At 68.6% G+C, this 13,910-nt stretch carries 18 protein-coding genes; 2 read left to right on the top strand and 16 right to left on the bottom strand.

Going from position 1 to position 13,910, the window contains the following annotated elements; all coding sequences use genetic code 11:
- Positions 1-222 precede the first annotated feature (222 nt).
- Positions 223-618 (top strand): hypothetical protein, encoded by a 396-nt coding sequence (locus VIR15_RS13745; RefSeq protein ID WP_331928567.1) that lies wholly within the window; start codon positions 223-225, stop codon positions 616-618.
- 52 nt (positions 619-670) lie between these two features.
- Here the strand turns inward: VIR15_RS13745 and VIR15_RS13740 are convergent, their stop codons facing one another.
- From VIR15_RS13740 to VIR15_RS13720, 5 genes are all read right to left on the bottom strand, one after another.
- Positions 671-3,136, bottom strand: coding sequence for a phage tail tape measure protein (locus tag VIR15_RS13740; protein WP_331928565.1), 2,466 nt, complete (start codon positions 3,134-3,136; stop codon positions 671-673).
- A 139-nt stretch (positions 3,137-3,275) separates the two neighbouring features.
- Entirely contained in the window at positions 3,276-3,704 is a 429-nt protein-coding gene (locus tag VIR15_RS13735; protein ID WP_331928563.1) for a hypothetical protein, read from the bottom strand.
- 23 nt (positions 3,705-3,727) lie between these two features.
- Positions 3,728-4,177: a hypothetical protein gene (locus VIR15_RS13730; RefSeq protein WP_331928561.1), complete on the bottom strand. Its 450-nt coding sequence runs from the start codon at positions 4,175-4,177 to the stop codon at positions 3,728-3,730.
- Positions 4,178-4,180: 3 nt separating this feature from the next.
- Complete coding sequence (locus VIR15_RS13725; protein WP_331928559.1) at positions 4,181-5,182, bottom strand: phage tail tube protein; 1,002 nt, start codon at positions 5,180-5,182, stop codon at positions 4,181-4,183.
- Positions 5,183-5,184: 2 nt separating this feature from the next.
- Positions 5,185-5,406 (bottom strand): hypothetical protein, encoded by a 222-nt coding sequence (locus tag VIR15_RS13720; protein ID WP_331928557.1) that lies wholly within the window; start codon positions 5,404-5,406, stop codon positions 5,185-5,187.
- Positions 5,407-5,462: 56 nt separating this feature from the next.
- Here VIR15_RS13720 and VIR15_RS13715 point away from each other — a divergent pair, with 56 nt between their 5' ends.
- Entirely contained in the window at positions 5,463-5,705 is a 243-nt protein-coding gene (locus VIR15_RS13715) for a hypothetical protein (protein ID WP_331928555.1), read from the top strand.
- On the opposite strand, the gene VIR15_RS13710 is transcribed toward VIR15_RS13715, so the two are convergent.
- The 11 genes from VIR15_RS13710 to VIR15_RS13660 all read right to left on the bottom strand — a co-directional run bounded on the left by VIR15_RS13710 (position 5,702) and on the right by VIR15_RS13660 (position 13,637).
- Positions 5,702-6,166 carry a hypothetical protein gene (locus VIR15_RS13710; protein ID WP_331928553.1) on the bottom strand — a complete coding sequence of 155 codons (465 nt, stop codon included), beginning with the start codon at positions 6,164-6,166 and terminating at the stop codon, positions 5,702-5,704. The genes VIR15_RS13715 and VIR15_RS13710 overlap by 4 nt on opposite strands.
- 4 nt (positions 6,167-6,170) lie before the next feature.
- A complete protein-coding gene (locus VIR15_RS13705) occupies positions 6,171-6,722 on the bottom strand; it encodes a hypothetical protein (protein WP_331928551.1) in 552 nt (183 codons plus the stop codon).
- Positions 6,700-6,969, bottom strand: a complete 270-nt coding sequence (locus VIR15_RS13700; RefSeq protein ID WP_331928549.1) for a hypothetical protein — start codon at positions 6,967-6,969, stop codon at positions 6,700-6,702. The genes VIR15_RS13705 and VIR15_RS13700 overlap by 23 nt, the downstream gene beginning before the upstream one ends.
- 73 nt (positions 6,970-7,042) lie before the next feature.
- Complete coding sequence (locus VIR15_RS13695) at positions 7,043-8,629, bottom strand: phage major capsid protein (protein ID WP_331928547.1); 1,587 nt, start codon at positions 8,627-8,629, stop codon at positions 7,043-7,045.
- Entirely contained in the window at positions 8,626-9,591 is a 966-nt protein-coding gene (locus tag VIR15_RS13690) for an HK97 family phage prohead protease (RefSeq protein ID WP_331928545.1), read from the bottom strand. Before VIR15_RS13690 ends, VIR15_RS13695 begins: the two co-directional genes overlap by 4 nt.
- Complete coding sequence (locus tag VIR15_RS13685) at positions 9,588-10,925, bottom strand: phage portal protein (RefSeq protein ID WP_331928543.1); 1,338 nt, start codon at positions 10,923-10,925, stop codon at positions 9,588-9,590. Before VIR15_RS13685 ends, VIR15_RS13690 begins: the two co-directional genes overlap by 4 nt.
- Before the next feature lies 1 nt (position 10,926).
- Positions 10,927-11,082, bottom strand: coding sequence for a hypothetical protein (locus VIR15_RS13680; protein WP_331928541.1), 156 nt, complete (start codon positions 11,080-11,082; stop codon positions 10,927-10,929).
- Entirely contained in the window at positions 11,079-12,494 is a 1,416-nt protein-coding gene (locus tag VIR15_RS13675; protein WP_331928539.1) for a hypothetical protein, read from the bottom strand. Before VIR15_RS13675 ends, VIR15_RS13680 begins: the two co-directional genes overlap by 4 nt.
- The gene (locus VIR15_RS13670) at positions 12,491-12,721 is read right to left on the bottom strand and encodes a hypothetical protein (protein ID WP_331928537.1); all 231 of its coding nucleotides are present in this window, start codon (positions 12,719-12,721) and stop codon (positions 12,491-12,493) included. Before VIR15_RS13670 ends, VIR15_RS13675 begins: the two co-directional genes overlap by 4 nt.
- Positions 12,722-12,999: 278 nt before the next feature.
- Positions 13,000-13,305, bottom strand: a complete 306-nt coding sequence (locus VIR15_RS13665) for a hypothetical protein (protein ID WP_331928535.1) — start codon at positions 13,303-13,305, stop codon at positions 13,000-13,002.
- Between the two features lie 149 nt (positions 13,306-13,454).
- Positions 13,455-13,637 carry a hypothetical protein gene (locus VIR15_RS13660; protein WP_331928533.1) on the bottom strand — a complete coding sequence of 61 codons (183 nt, stop codon included), beginning with the start codon at positions 13,635-13,637 and terminating at the stop codon, positions 13,455-13,457.
- Positions 13,638-13,910: the final 273 nt, after the last annotated feature.

The raw sequence follows: 13,910 nt of genomic DNA, 5'->3' as shown, positions 1-13,910 counted from the left end.
CGCTCGTCCTGGCGGCCGCGGCCGTACCGGATGCCTGCGCCGAGGTCTATCCACGACGTGATGTCGGTCCACTTGTCGAGGGTGTCGCCGGGCGCCGAGTCGAAGGCGACCTGCACACGAACCTGCGGGACGGACATCGGCACGCCCCCTCTCGCACGTCACGGTTCAGTAACGCCTGTGCCAAGATGTGTCAAAACGTATCAAGAAGCGTAATCTTGCACCATGAGGCAGATCGTACAGGCGATCACAGGAATCAGCCGCGTCGCGGCAGTCGCTGCGCTTCTCTTCCTCGCCCTGACCCAGCCCGCCACCGACTCATGGGGTGGGCCGTACACCCAGCCGCGCCTCACCGCCGAGCAGGCGCAGGAGCGCACCGCCGCCGCGTTCGACGCCATGGTCGCCGAGCAAGTGGCCACGCTCACGCATGGCCGCGCCTGCTGGCCGACGGTCTACGACATCCCGAACGGCGAGCGCCCGTCAATCATGCTCGTGCGCAACGCCCGTCAAGGCATCGGCCCCGACCAAGGCAGCGTCGGCGTCGTCCGAGTTGTGACCTTCGACGAAGGCTGGCAGGGTGTCGAGGAGGGGGTGTTCGTATGGGTCGCAAGCTGTCGCTGAGGGATCGGGTCGTGGTCTGGATGAGCCGGATCGGCCGGAGGTGGTTCAGCGCCTAGCCGATCCCGAGCTCGACGCCGCCCCGGGTGCGCTTGATCTTCAGCAGCACCTTGACGAGCGTCTCGCCCTCGACCTGGATGTGCAGCGGCGCGATCGTCTCGGCCTCCGTGCCGCCACCACCGCCGGTCGGCCTGTTCTTCGCGTTCGCGAGCAGCCGTGCAGTGTCGGCCGCGTTCATGACGTAGCCGCCATCGTCAGGGAACTGCAGCTCGGGCCCGTCCTCGCCGACGAGCAGCGGGCCCGCCTCGTACCGGCCACCCGAGGCGCGCTCCTGCACGCCGTAGTTGACGCCGCGCGCGGCCCGGTTGACCGTGTTCACGAACACGTTCACGCGCTCGTCGGGGATCATCCGCAGCGCCCGCTTCAGCGACTCGACTCGCGCGATCGCGGCACCCTGCTCGACAGTGATTCGCGACTTCACCTGCGACGGGATCTCATCCATCGAGTCGTGCAGGTCGTCGACGCTGTCGGCGGTCAGGCCGTACTTCGTCGCGAGCTTCTGCGCCGCATCCTTCGACAGGCCCATCTTCTGCGCGGCCTTCACGAACTCCTCGCGAGCGCCGAGCGTGGACCGCTTCACCTTGTCCGTCGACGCGCCGTTCTCGAGGTTAGCCTTCGCCGCCGACAGCGCATCCCTGGCCAGGCCCTGCAGCGCGGCTTGGTTCGACCGGCCGGCCTCCGTATTCAGATTGAGCGCCGTCTTCGCCTTGTTGACAGTCCGGCCGTTCTCCTCGGCCGCCTTCGACGCGGCCGAGATCGACTCTTTCAGCTCGGCGTTCGCGGCGTCCGCACCCATCGCAGCGTTCGTCGCCTCGAGTGTGGCCGTCGCAAGCGCCTTGATGGCCTCCATCGTGGTCATCGCCTTGCCGCCGACCGTGTCGACCTCGGTTGCAAGGTTCACCATGCTGCCCGCGGACGACGATGCTGCCGCGCCCGCGGTAGAGGTGGCGGTCCCCAACTGCCCCGTCATCTTCGCCGTCGTGTCGAACTCGCCGCGGGCGGCCGCTGCAGCGTCGCGCTGCGACAGCATCACAGTACGCAGCTTGTCCGCCTCGGCGCCGAGGCCTGCCGACCCGAACTGCGCCTGCAGCAGCTGGCTGTTCAGCGCCTCCCAGGCTGGCCCGCCCTGCAGGATCGCGTCAGGAATCGCTTTCACGTTCACGCCGGCCTGCTCGAGCGAGTCGAGAACCTCCCGCGGGACCTCAAGCGCGATCTTCGACGCGACAGCCTCGCGAGACAGGTCCGTCCATGACCCGGTTTGCTTGTCGATCGACTCGCGCAGCGAGTCGGCGTCAGCCTTCGCGTCTGCGTTCGCCTGCGCCCACTGCCCGACGAGGTAGGTCGCTGTCATCAGCGCGATGCCCCACGGCCCGCCGAGTAGTGCCGTGATGCCGGACAGGCCCGACTTGAACAGGGACAGCCCGCCCGACGCGCCCGTGATCGTGCGAAGCCCGGCATTGAAACCCTTGAGCCCGCCGCCGGCCCGCTCCGCCGCCTGCGCCGCGTAACCGAACGACTCCCGCATCGCGCCGAGGACACCGGTCACCGTGCCGCCCATCGACCCGAGCGGCCCCTTCAACAGGTGGAACGCCGTCAGCCCAGCGACCGCCGCAAGGACCGGGCCGGGGATGTTCCCGATCGCGTCCACGACACCGCCGACGACCGTGATCGTCGCCTGCGCCGTCGTCAACAACGCATCCCACACCGGCAGCAGCTTCTGCCCGATGGTCACCTGCAGGTCCGCGAACCGGGCCTCCGTGATCTTCGCCTTGTTCGCCGCACCATCCGACGTGCGCGCGAAGTCACCCTGCGCCCGGGCGCCGTCCTTCATGACGATCGCGAGCGTCGCCGCGGCCTTCTCCTGCGCCGTCAGCTCCGTCGCGTTCTTCTTGCCCGTGGTCGCGAGCGCCTCGGTCTGCACTCGGGCCGCGTTGATGTTCGGGATCACCCGCTGCAGCGAGTCGTACTCGCCGCGGAAGGCGGCCGAGATCATGTCGACGACCTCAGCCGTCGGCAGGTTGTTGAACGAGCCCAGGTCGGCGCTCATCTGCACGACCTGCTTCGACATGTCCGACGCGGCGTCACCGGCGAAGCCCAGCTGCAGGAACATGTCGCCGAAGCTCGACGCGGCGCCGAGCGCCTCGGTCTTGCTCAGGCCCATGTTGCGTGCGGCGCTACCGGCCCACTTCTCGATCGACTTCGCCTGGTCGCCGAAGATCACCGACGACTTGGAGATGACCTCGTTCTGGTCGCTCGCGGCGTCGATCGCGGACTTGCCGAACGCGATGATCGCCGTACCCGCCAGCGCCGCAGCGGACTTGACGATCGCGGCGTGCTTGTCGAACCGCTTCGACACGTCGTCGATCCGGCCCGACACGCCCTGCGCCGAGTCGCCGACCTTGTTGAACGTCGACGAGGCGTTGTGGTCCTTCGCGAAGATGTCGAACTGGATCCGGCTCACGACCCACCCCTCATCTCTCGCAAGTTGTCCAGGTGGTTCGTCAGCAGCAGGAAGTCAGACACCGACAGGTCGTCGACGTCGGCGGCCGTGTAGCCCAGCACCGCGCCGAAGTCGAACAGGTTCCGCCGCCGGCGCGCCTCTAGGCTTTTGGGTCCTCTTCCACCACCGCGGGTACGACCCCGGCCTCCCGCAGCTCAGCGAGCCGCTTCGCCCCGAGCTCGTTGATGGTGCCGGACTGCTCGTGCGCGACCAGCTTCGCCGCCACCTGCTCGTCCGTCAGGTCGTCGACGTAGTCGATCTGCACCTCGGACAGGGTGAAGTCGAGCCGGTCCCACGACACGGTGCTCATGCGCCGCTTGAGCACGATCCAAACCAGCGCCTTGATGGCCTCCATGTCCGAGGACATGATCCCCGACAGGAACTCGGCGACGCCCGCGATTGCGCCGCCCGTCGCCTTCTTGACCGCGATGACCTCGGACGCCTTCAGTCCGTCGAGGATGTCGATGTCCTCGACGATCGGCTTCGCGCCCTCGGGGCGGTACGTCAGCTTGAAACGGGCATCCGACACTCTTGGCTCCTTGGATCTGGTTGCTACTTCAAGAACTTCATCGCGACCCGCGACGCGGCTTCGGACACCTCGAGCCGGACCGCCTTCCCGGTCGCGAACAGCGGCCGGGAGAACCAGCCCTCACGCACCGTCTGCTGGAACCAGTGATCCCGGTCCCCGTACAGCGGATGCCGAAGGCGGCCCTTGTCGAGCGACCTGATGTCGTGCCGGTTCGACGCGACGATCCGCACCCCGACCTGTCGGCCCGACAGGCGCGTCCGCGTGCTGAGGCTGCTCTTCGCGATCAGCTCGGCCAGCCCGCCACGCGACGGCAGCAGCTCGCGGGCCGAGTCCCGGATCTGCTGGTGCGTCGGCTTCGTCGCCGTCCGGATCGCCCGGAACAGCTCCAGCCGCAGCTCGCGGTCGCCGACCTGCTTGAGCGCCTTCCCGAGCGCCTCCAGCTCGTCGGCGCCCTTGATGACCAGCTCAACCATCGGTCAGAGCGTGACGTCGGTGGTGACGTACTTCGCCGTCACGATCGGGTCCGTCCCGTTGCTGTAGACCGTGAAGGGGAACCCCCCGCTGACGACGTCCGGGCCGCCGACCTGCGGCGTTGCCCCGGTCAGCTTCACCGCCGGCATCTCGAACGTCAGCGCGAACTTGTTCGTCAGTTCGATCGTCGCGCCGAGGAACTCGAACACCAGCGCCGTCGTCGTGTTCGCCGCGAACCGGTCAGCCAGGTCGGCCTTCGCCACGAAGTCAGCGTCGATCGAACCCGACGCGCCGACGAAGTCGTTCGTGATCGGCTCCGCCTTCAGTCCCGTCCCGTCCGCGTACCGCCGGTCCGTCTTCTGGTTCCGCTCCACGTCCAGGCTGATCCCCGTCACACCCGACACCGCCGTCGCCCCCGCGACCGTCGTGCCGGCCTTCACAGTCAGCTGCATGAAGTTGAACGGGGCACTGTTCGTGTTGTACGTCGCCGCCGCGAGCGGGTTCGCCTCACTGATGTCGCGGAAGTCGAACTCGATGCTCGCCTTCAGCATGTCGTCCTTCGCGCACGAGAACCCGGCCTTCGTGATCTTCCCCCCGAGCCCTGTGTAGGGGTTCACGGTGCCGTTCGTCGACGGCACCCCGAACTGCGCCGTCAGCGACTTCCCGGCCAGGTCAGCAGCGAGCGCGTGCGTCTGCAGATAGGCGGCCGTCGCGCCCTGCTGCACCGGCGTCACCGCCGTCCCGAACAGCTGCTGCAAGAGCAGCCCGAACCCGACGATCGGCACCGACCCAACGAACGTGCCCGTCCCGCCACGTCCCGCGATCACCGACTGCGACACGAGACGCGCCGCCCGGCCGGCAGCGATACCGCCGCCCTCCACACGGATCAGGTCGAGGTTCACCCCGCCCGACTCCATCTCGTAGAACTTCGTCGGCGCCACATACGTGCCGTAGGTCGTCTCCTTGGCAACTCCGAACTGCCCCGAAAGGCCGGACCCGATAGCCATGCTCACTCACCCTTTCCGGTGGTGTCGGTGGCGACCCGGCCCAGGGCCTTCTCGCCGGCCTTGTGCGCGGCCTCCGCCGCCTTGTCCGCAGGCGACCAGTTGGCCGACTGCGTGAACCTGTGCGAGATCGCGTCGTCGACCTCGATCACCTGGTCGGGGAGCACGAACCGGCCCATCTCGGGGATGTCGAGTGCCTCGCCCGTCTCGTTCTTGACCTTCGCCACTGCGGGCCTCCTGGTTTGCGATGTATCTGGGGTTGGTGTCTGACAATCTGGGCGGCATGAGACCCGCCGTGGCTGTCGTGTTCGCTCTACTCGCGCTGGCCGGGTGTGGCCCCGACGAACAGGTGGCCCCGGTGCGAACGGTCACGGTGACCCAGCCGGCGCCCGCAATCGCGGAGGACCCTGCGTGCGAGGGCATTCGGGCTCAGAAGGCTGTCAACGCGCGCCTTCACGCCGACGGGTACGCCGACGACTACAGCGCCGAGTACGACGCCCTACTGCGCGCCCAGAACTGCCGCTAGATCCGCGCCCGGTAGGCGACCTGGAACTCGACGACATACGAGACGCCGCGGCCAGCCTCGTACAGCAGGACCGGGTTCACGGTGACACCGTGCGACGTCCACAGCAGCGACGGCACACCAAGCGTCGGATTGGACCGGCACAGCCCCGCGATCGCCTCGACGATCGCGTAGGCCTTGTCCCGGGCATCCTTGACCGTCTCGTCGCGCGAGCGTGCGGCGGCGAGACAGTTGACGAAGGCCTCCTCGTCGCGGGAGAGCCCGCCGACCTCGGCCCACGTCTGCCGGGACTCGCCCGAGAAGAGCGACCCGCCATCGTCCAGCGACGGCACGCCGACCGCGAGGAAGTCTGCCGGGTCCTTTGGCTTGGGCATGCCGTCCGCGACGGTCACGCCAGTGGGCACGACGGTGCGTCCCAGAGCGACGAGAGCGTCGACGACTGCGGGGAACGCTGAGACGGCCACGGGCTCAGACCTTCATGAACGGCGCGAGCAGCTGCTCGACGCGGAACGGGAGCAGGTACGCCGAACCCGGCAGGGTGTTGGCCGCGGACTCGTCACCTGATCCGATGCGCCCGCCGCTGGTTGCGCGCTGCGTGTCCCACATGTGCCGCAGCAGCTCGAGCGTGCCCGCCTTGAGGTCGGCCGGCAGAGCCGCCGCGGTGGCCGCCCACCCGCACTTGTAGACCACGACGTACCAGCGCGACCCGAACCGGGCGCCGGACTGGTACTCGATAACGCCGGCTCTTGGACGCTCGACGACAAGGTCGGCCAGGGTGAGCGCCGACCCGCCGACCGGCGTCACGCTGGTCAGCTCGAGGATCGGCGTGTCCGACACGGACAGCATCGGCCGTGAGCCGCGCACGCGCGCCGTGACGTCCTCGGACAGCAGCGGCCCGCAGCGCGTCTCCACGGCGCCCTCAGCGCGGGCGATGAAGTCCTCGAGCTCGACGTTGTGCGTCTCGACGGTGAGGTCGATGTCGAGGTGCGTCTTGACCTCAGGAAGCGTCAGAGCTGCCACTGTCGCCGCTCTCCAGCTTCTTGGCTGCGCGGCGGCGTGTGCTCACACTGCGCTTCTCGCCCGGCGCAGCGGTCGCCTGCTCGACGCGGTCCTGCTCGCGTGTCACGGCGACGTCGACAGGCTCGAAGAACTGGCGCCGACCGGGCGTGACGACCGGGTCGGACTCGTCGATCAGGTCCCCGGGGCGCAGCACGCGGTGGAAGCCGCCCTGGTCGACCGAGAAGGCTTCCTTGACTCGAAGCGTCATGATGCTCCTCTGATGGGTTCGGGTTGAGAGGTGACGGAGGGGCCGGCATGTCCGGCCCCTCCGCCGTGGTGGCTCAGGCGACCGAGGCGACGTCGAGCATGCGGAACGCGCCGTCGTTCACCGAGTCGGCCCCGGTGCGGTAGTACGCGAACCACCCGCGCTGACCCGACGGACGGTTGTTCGTCACGTGGAACAGGTGCGGGATGAACTCGACCGTCATGCCGATGCGGTCGGCGATGACGTAGTTCTGGAAGTTGCCGAACACGAGGATGAAGTTCGACGTCGCGCCGGTCGTGGTGACCGTCCCGTCCATCGACTCCGCCTCGAGCGCCGGCCGCCCCAGGAGCTCGTTCGGACGACCCTCGCCGACCCGGGCCCACAGACCGGCACCGCCGGCGGTGTCGAACTGCCGGATCCGGTTGTAGATCGAGTTGTTCGCGAGCCACGACGCCCGCCCGCGGTGCTTCGCCGGCAGCGCACCCTCGAGGGTGTAGACGTCGGCGAGAGCGAAGGTGTCGTCGGCCGCAGCGTTGATCTCGGACGAGGTGCCGGCCAGCGCTGTCACGATGCCCGTCGGCTGGCCGCTGCCGGAGCCCGTGGCGAACGCGACGGACTCGAGGTCGTCCTTGCCCTCGGCGAGCAGCTTCGCGACCTCGCTGGTCACGTTCTGCTCGTCCATGAGCGCCTCGATCGTGATCGGCACGAAGCCTCGCGCCGTGTAGACCGGGACGTTCGGCTGGGCGAAGGTCGTCGAGTCGTCCGAGACCTCAGAGGACTCGGCGTCCCACGACCAGGAGACCGCCGCCGAGCTGACGCCGTTCCACACGTCACCGGTTGCGACGACCTGGCGGGCCGCCTGCCGGATCTGGTTGAGTGACCCGTTCGACGTGATGATGACGGTCGGGTCGAGCTGGAACGGCACGAGGTAGCCGCCGTTCGCGTCCGTGAGGGACATCGCGCGGGCCTCGGCCAGCGCCCGTGCCTCACTCGGCTCGAGCTCGTGCTGCAGCCCGCGGGCCATCTTCGCCCACGCGCGCATGTACTGCGGCGAGGACGTAGCGAGGCAGAGCTTCGCCAGCGTCGACTCCTTGTCGTCGAACCGCTCGAGGATGTCGGTCGCGGCCTCCCGGACACTGTCGGTCGCCCCGGGCATCCGCTCGATGGCGTCGTAGGCACGCGAGCGCAGCTCGTCCGAAACCTCGCCCGGCGAGCGGCCGAAGGTCTGGATGTTGCGCAGGTCCCACGGGTCGCCGTCGCGCTGCTCGCCCGTGTCGCGCGGGTCGGCCATCGGGTCGCGGTCCATGCCGGAGCCGCGGGCCGAGCCTGGCACGATGCGGGTCGTCTTGACGCCCTTGGCGGCCTCGCGGATCTTCTCGAGGTCCGCGGCCCGCTCCAGCTGCTTGCGGTGCTCGTCGAGCTGGAAGAACGTGTCCCGCAGCTTGGCGAAGTGCGCCTCGTCGTCCTTGGTCAGCTTGTCGAGCTCGGCGAACCGCTCGAGCTCCTCCTTGACCTCGCCGATCTTGTTGACGGTCTGCGCGTGGTTGAGCACCGCAGGACCCTTGTCGTCGGCCTCCATGCGTGCGTCACCGAAGTGACCACGGTGGAAGGCCAGGAGCTCGTCGACGGTCATGCCGCGAGCACCGGTGAGTCGTGCGTTCATCGCACGTACCTGCCCTTCGTGTCGGTGATGGTGCGCCACGTCTCGTCCAGGCCCATCTCCTGCAAGGCCTGACGCACGTCGAAGCGCGTCATGGTCGACTCGTGCTCACCGGCCGGCTCGCCCTCAGGCGCGTCGGTGGTCTGCGGCGTGTCGTCGGACTCGTCCCGGTGCTCGACGGCCGGCGCGTCGTCGCGCTCGGTGTCTTGCGGCTGTGACTCGTCCACGCCCTCGGCCTCGATCTGGTCCGCCAAGAGGACGGCCTTCGCGAGCAGAGAGCGAGTCTGGGGGTCGCCAAGGCGCGCGAGGTCGATGACCTGCGAACGCACCCCGACAGAGGTGTCGGCGTATGCCGGGAAGACGACCGGGCCGAGCTCGTGCACCTTCAGCTCACGCAGGGTGCGCACCAGCAGCTCGTCGTCCGGGACGTCCTCGAGCCAGGAGCGACGCAACAGGTCGTGCAGCTCCTCGGGCTTCGTGATCTTGCGGCCGGTCTGGTCGTGCCACTCGTCACGCACGACCGAGAACCGGAAGGACATCCCGTCGATCGACTTCGACTCGATCGCGTCGCGGACGGGCTGCACGAGCCAGTTGTCGTGCAGGCGGCCCACGACGTGCGCGCCGCCCTCCGGTGCGAGGACCGGATCGACCTCTTCGCTGATCGAGTCGAGGCGCGCGATCGGGATCGACCCGACGAGCGGGTGCCGGCCGTGATCGAACTGGATCACGGGAGGCTTCTCGCGGAAGCTCTTGCGCATCGAGCCGGGGGCGATCTTCTCCTTGAAGCGCCCTTCCCAGGAGTCGATGATCGTCTCGCGGTTGAACACGGCCGCGTACCCGTCGAGGGTCAGGCCGTCGCCATCCTCGCCGTCACGCTCGGCATCGCCTGCGCGCAGGGCGAAGCTCGCCATGCGCACGAGGTCAGCGGTCGGCGGCGTTGCCGCACGTCGCATCTCAGTCGTCACGGCTGCTCTCCTTCGGTTGATGGCTGGCCAGAGTTGGGCGACCCGGGCTTCTGCAGCTGCACCGAGAACAGGCCTGTATGGGTGAGCAGGCGGAAGTCGTCTGCCTCGACCGCTGCGACCACCGACCCGGGCTCGTAGCCGGCGTCGATGAGCGACCGGATCGTCGTCGCCCGCGTCTGCGCGATGTCCGCAGCGTCAGCCTCGTCCTCGCGCAGGAACGGGATGTTGTCGGCGTCGTACCAGAGCCGCACACCTGCGCCGGGTGAGGCCAGCAGCGGCGCGAATGATCCGGCCGCGTTCTGCCACAGCGGGTGCATCGTCGCGTCCGCGAAGCGGCGCCGGGCCTGCCCGTAGTTGCCCGCGTTCAGGCTCGAGCCCTGCATCCCCTCGGACAGCTGCGCGATGACTGCGCCTACGCCAGACGCTGACGCGATCCGCGTCTCGCCGGCGCCCTGGACGGCCTTGAAGTCGATGCTGCGCAGGTCGGCCCCGACCACCGTCGCATCCGCGCCCGGGTAGAGGTTCAGCGTCCGGTAGGCGTTGTCCGTGCCCGTCGACTCTGCGTCGAGCCGCTTCTGGAAGTCGAGGATCTTCTCGCGCGTCGCGCCCTGCGGGTGCGTGATGATCATGTTCGGCGTCGCGCCGTTCTCGAAGAACTTGCGCTTGTGCCGGGTCATCGTCAGATCGGCCTCGATCTCGCGGACCACCGGAGTCAGCCACGACATCCCGCGGAACGGGTTCAGCGGATCGGGGATCGGCATGAAGTGCGACACCTCGGTCGCCGTGAACGCGGCGCCGTCATTGCCCGAGTGCTTCCCGCCCTCGTAGTAGACGAAGCCCAGCTTGCGCCACCCGACGAGGGCGCCACCGATGCGGCGCTCCTCGACGACGATGTCGACCCAGTCCGGACGCAACCGCACGATCTCGCCCGCGTCGCGGATGTGGAACGCGTTGCCGGCCAGGTCCGCGTCCTGGATCGCACGCGAGAGCAGGTCCTGCGTCGTCCCACCCGGCCACGGCGTCTCCAACAGCCGAAGGTCGCTCGTGCCGAACATGTCCGCCGGCTTGCCGTCACGGACCCGCTGCCACCGGAACCGTGCCGATGAGAACACCGAACGGCGGATCTCCATGCACGTAAACACGACCGAGTCCGCGCCCATCGCCCCGGACAGTGCCGAGAACGACTGGCCGACCGAGATCCGCTTATCCGTCATCGTCTGCTGGATTGCGCCGTACCCGTGCAGCGACCCCACGGCCGCGATGTAGTCGTCGATCGTCGAGATGGACCGCTCCTCGGGACCACGGCCGGTGAGGCGCTGCAGCAGGTTCGCCACGTCACACCTCCATGAGCAGGCCGTAGGCGACCAGGGCCGCACCGGACACGAGCAGGACAAGCGGCAGCCCGCCGAGCAGGAACACGCCCGCGAGAGTGACGACCGAACCGGACGCGACGAGGGCGACCGCGCGCTGAGCCCGCTTCTTCTTCTTCACTCGAAGAACCCCCACACGTCGACATCGAGATTGGCCAGCCCATGCAGGGCGCGGACTGCGGCGGCGACCGGGCCGATCCCGGGCACCCGCAAGTCGAGGGCTCGCTCACCCGACTGCAGCGCCGTCCGCCACGGCGCAAGCTTCACTGCCTCGTTCAATGCCGGCTGGTTCGCGTGCCGGATGGTGCCGTCAGTGATCGCATCCGCGAGCGCCCCGCAAGCAACGGCGAACTCCGGGCCGGTCACGTCGACGACCTGCACGTCGGCCTTCACCAGTTCCTCGCCGAGCGCTGACGTCGCCACCGGCCCGCCCCACTCCTGATGCAGCCGCGAGCACTCGCCGACCGCCTTACGCACCGGCAGCGGCTTGCCCTCGTTCGTGAGCATCACGTGCGCTGAGCCGTCCTCACGCTGCCAAGCGACAGCGATCCACACGTCCCGGTCGCCGGACAGGTCCAGGCCGAACACGACCAGGTCGCCGCGCTCCGCGTCCGGGTCCTTCAGCTCGAGCCACTGCCCATACGGCAGCGCGCCACCGAGCGACGCCGGATCCTCCCACCACGAGAAGAACTCCCGCATGAACTCCTCGGGCGGCATCGACTTGCGCATGTCCTCGATCGACTCCTCGAGCACCCGGCCCGCCCACAGTGCGCAGTTCGCCTGCCACCACAGGTCGCGATCGTCCAGGGCACAGCCCGGCGTGCCGACGATGTGCAGACACCCGCGCTCCGTGCACTCCCGCATCTGCGCGCCGTACTCGACATAGGCCAGCCGCGGATCCTTCCTCGACCGGCCACGGTCCCGGATGCGGCGCAGCTGCTCGGACGTGAGCAGCCCGGCCGACGACCCGATGCGCACCTGCGCGCCGGGGCGGGTGAGCATCGTCGGATAGACGGCGCCGATGTGCTTCGGCTCGAGGTAGAGCGCCTCGTCGAGGGTGATCCGCTTGACGCGGGTCAGACCACGCGACGCCTTGCCCGTGCGCGACCGGAACTCGATCCTGTGCCGAGGCTGGTCCTTGAGGTAGATGGCGAGGTCCTGGTGGCCCTCGTAGTAGTCGGCGCGCTCGGAGTACTCCGGGTTCGACTCGATCCAGCCCTTGAAGTCGGTGAACGTCGACTTCGTCGTGTCCACCAGGTGCGACGACCAGATGTGCCGCTCGATGTCGAACACGAACAGGTCCGAAAGGGCCGCGATCCCAAGCGTCGATGTCTTGATGTTCTGCCGCGGGGAGATCACACCGACCTCAAACGACGCCGGCCGGTCGGGTGCCTTCTCCGCGTAGATCGAGTCGAGGATCCACTTCTGCTCATCGTCAGGCGGCAGGCCCAGATCGGCGCCTACCTTCGCGGCGATGTCGCCATACGTCCACCGGTGCGACGGGCGGTGCCGATAGAGCGGCTGGTACGTCACGCCCCGTGACGCTTCCGGCGCTCGGCCAGCTCATCCTGCAACGACTGCGGCGCGGACGCCTTACCCGTGCCCCGAGTTGCCTCGGCCAGCATCACCCGCAGGCGCTCAGCCACCGTCGCCAACGACGAGCCCGTGTCCAACCCCGGGCGGTCCACCCGCCGTGCCAGCGCCAGGCATGTCTGCCCGAGCACCGTGTCGAGCTTGCCGGCCTCAACGAGCTCGGTCACCGTAGCCCACTCCACTGGGCCGCGCCTATCCTCGGATTCGCTTGGGGCAGAAGGCAACTCGACCACTTTGCCGCCGCGATCCTTCCGCTTGCGGCACCGGTCAGAGCAGTACTTCGCCTTCCGGTTCCGGGCCGAGAAGGTGGTCCCGCAGACAGCGCACTGCACGTCCATCGGCCATCACCGCCTCCTGGGCTATCCGGATCCCTCGGGACGCGGAGGGAGAAACGCGTGACTGGACGGGTCCTGCCGCAGGCTGGCCCCGTGCCGACCCCGCCCCCCTACCAGCGGAGCGTCGACTGTTTGGAGTCGCGTCGCGCCCTGCCGCGTACTGCTCCGTCGGTCACGTTGCACGCGTTGTGCTGAGGTCCGTCGTAGCTTGTGCCCGAGTCGTCGTGCCCTGCGTGCAGCCCGTCGCGTGCCCTGCCGTTGGGGTTGGTGATGTGTCGGGTGGGGAAGATGCACACCTTGGCGGTGCACATCAGGTAGCCCTGTCGGTTGAGCTGCTCGACGAGGGCAGCACGGTATCTGCGGTGCTCAGGCGTCCGGTACTTGGGGTTCGCGCCCTTGCGTTTGGTGAAGGCCATGTCGCACCTCGCAGTCCCTGGCCAGGCGGGGCACGACGTGCCACCTGCCGTGGCAGTCGCAGCGGTAGGGGGCGTCTCGTTCCTGCTGGGTGGGGGTGGGTGCCTTGTTCAGGGGTGGGGGGTCGGTTCGACGGATGGGGGGTGTGCTTTCACCGGGGGGAGGGGGTGCCTTCTTCGGGAAGGGGGGTGGCATCGTTGCGTTCGTCGAGCAGGTGGTCGATGTGGCGCCAGATGTCCCGGGCACTGGAGCATCCGCGGCCGTTGCGCTGCTCGTACTCGAGCAGGCGCCGCTCCACGTCGAGGTCGCTGTCGATGGCGTCGATCGCGCGCATGGGCGCCTCCCCGCAACGTCGCGGGCCGGTGCTGGCGCCTTGGCCGGGGCGTCTCCTGGCCGTGCCCGACTTGGCCGGGCGGTGCCGCTACTCGTGGCTCGACGGCCCCAGCGGCTGAGGTTGTGCCCGCTCGCTCTGCTCCGACCGTGGCTCTGGGCCTGCACTCGGGATCGGGCGGCGGCGGGTGGCATGCGAAAGGTGCCCGTCCACGTACAGATCAGGCACCCTACGCAAATCATGTCAAGTCAGAGGCTGCTCGTCAATTTCGCCACG

Source organism: Intrasporangium sp. (assembly GCF_036566125.1).
In the GTDB taxonomy this organism is placed as follows: Bacteria; Actinomycetota; Actinomycetes; order Actinomycetales; family Dermatophilaceae; genus Intrasporangium.
This window is presented reverse-complemented; position numbering and strand designations above follow the sequence as displayed.

Bases quoted from the DNA above. Each gene is read 5' to 3' on its own strand.
- VIR15_RS13745 (WP_331928567.1), top strand. From the start codon at position 223: ATGAGGCAGATCGTACAGGCGATCACAGGAATCAGCCGCGTCGCGGCA.
- VIR15_RS13730 (WP_331928561.1), bottom strand. From the start codon at position 4,177: ATGGTTGAGCTGGTCATCAAGGGCGCCGACGAGCTGGAGGCGCTCGGG.
- VIR15_RS13725 (WP_331928559.1), bottom strand. From the start codon at position 5,182: ATGGCTATCGGGTCCGGCCTTTCGGGGCAGTTCGGAGTTGCCAAGGAG.
- VIR15_RS13715 (WP_331928555.1), top strand. From the start codon at position 5,463: ATGAGACCCGCCGTGGCTGTCGTGTTCGCTCTACTCGCGCTGGCCGGG.
- VIR15_RS13700 (WP_331928549.1), bottom strand. From the start codon at position 6,969: ATGACGCTTCGAGTCAAGGAAGCCTTCTCGGTCGACCAGGGCGGCTTC.
- VIR15_RS13695 (WP_331928547.1), bottom strand. From the start codon at position 8,629: ATGAACGCACGACTCACCGGTGCTCGCGGCATGACCGTCGACGAGCTC.
- VIR15_RS13665 (WP_331928535.1), bottom strand. From the start codon at position 13,305: ATGGCCTTCACCAAACGCAAGGGCGCGAACCCCAAGTACCGGACGCCT.
- VIR15_RS13660 (WP_331928533.1), bottom strand. From the start codon at position 13,637: ATGCGCGCGATCGACGCCATCGACAGCGACCTCGACGTGGAGCGGCGC.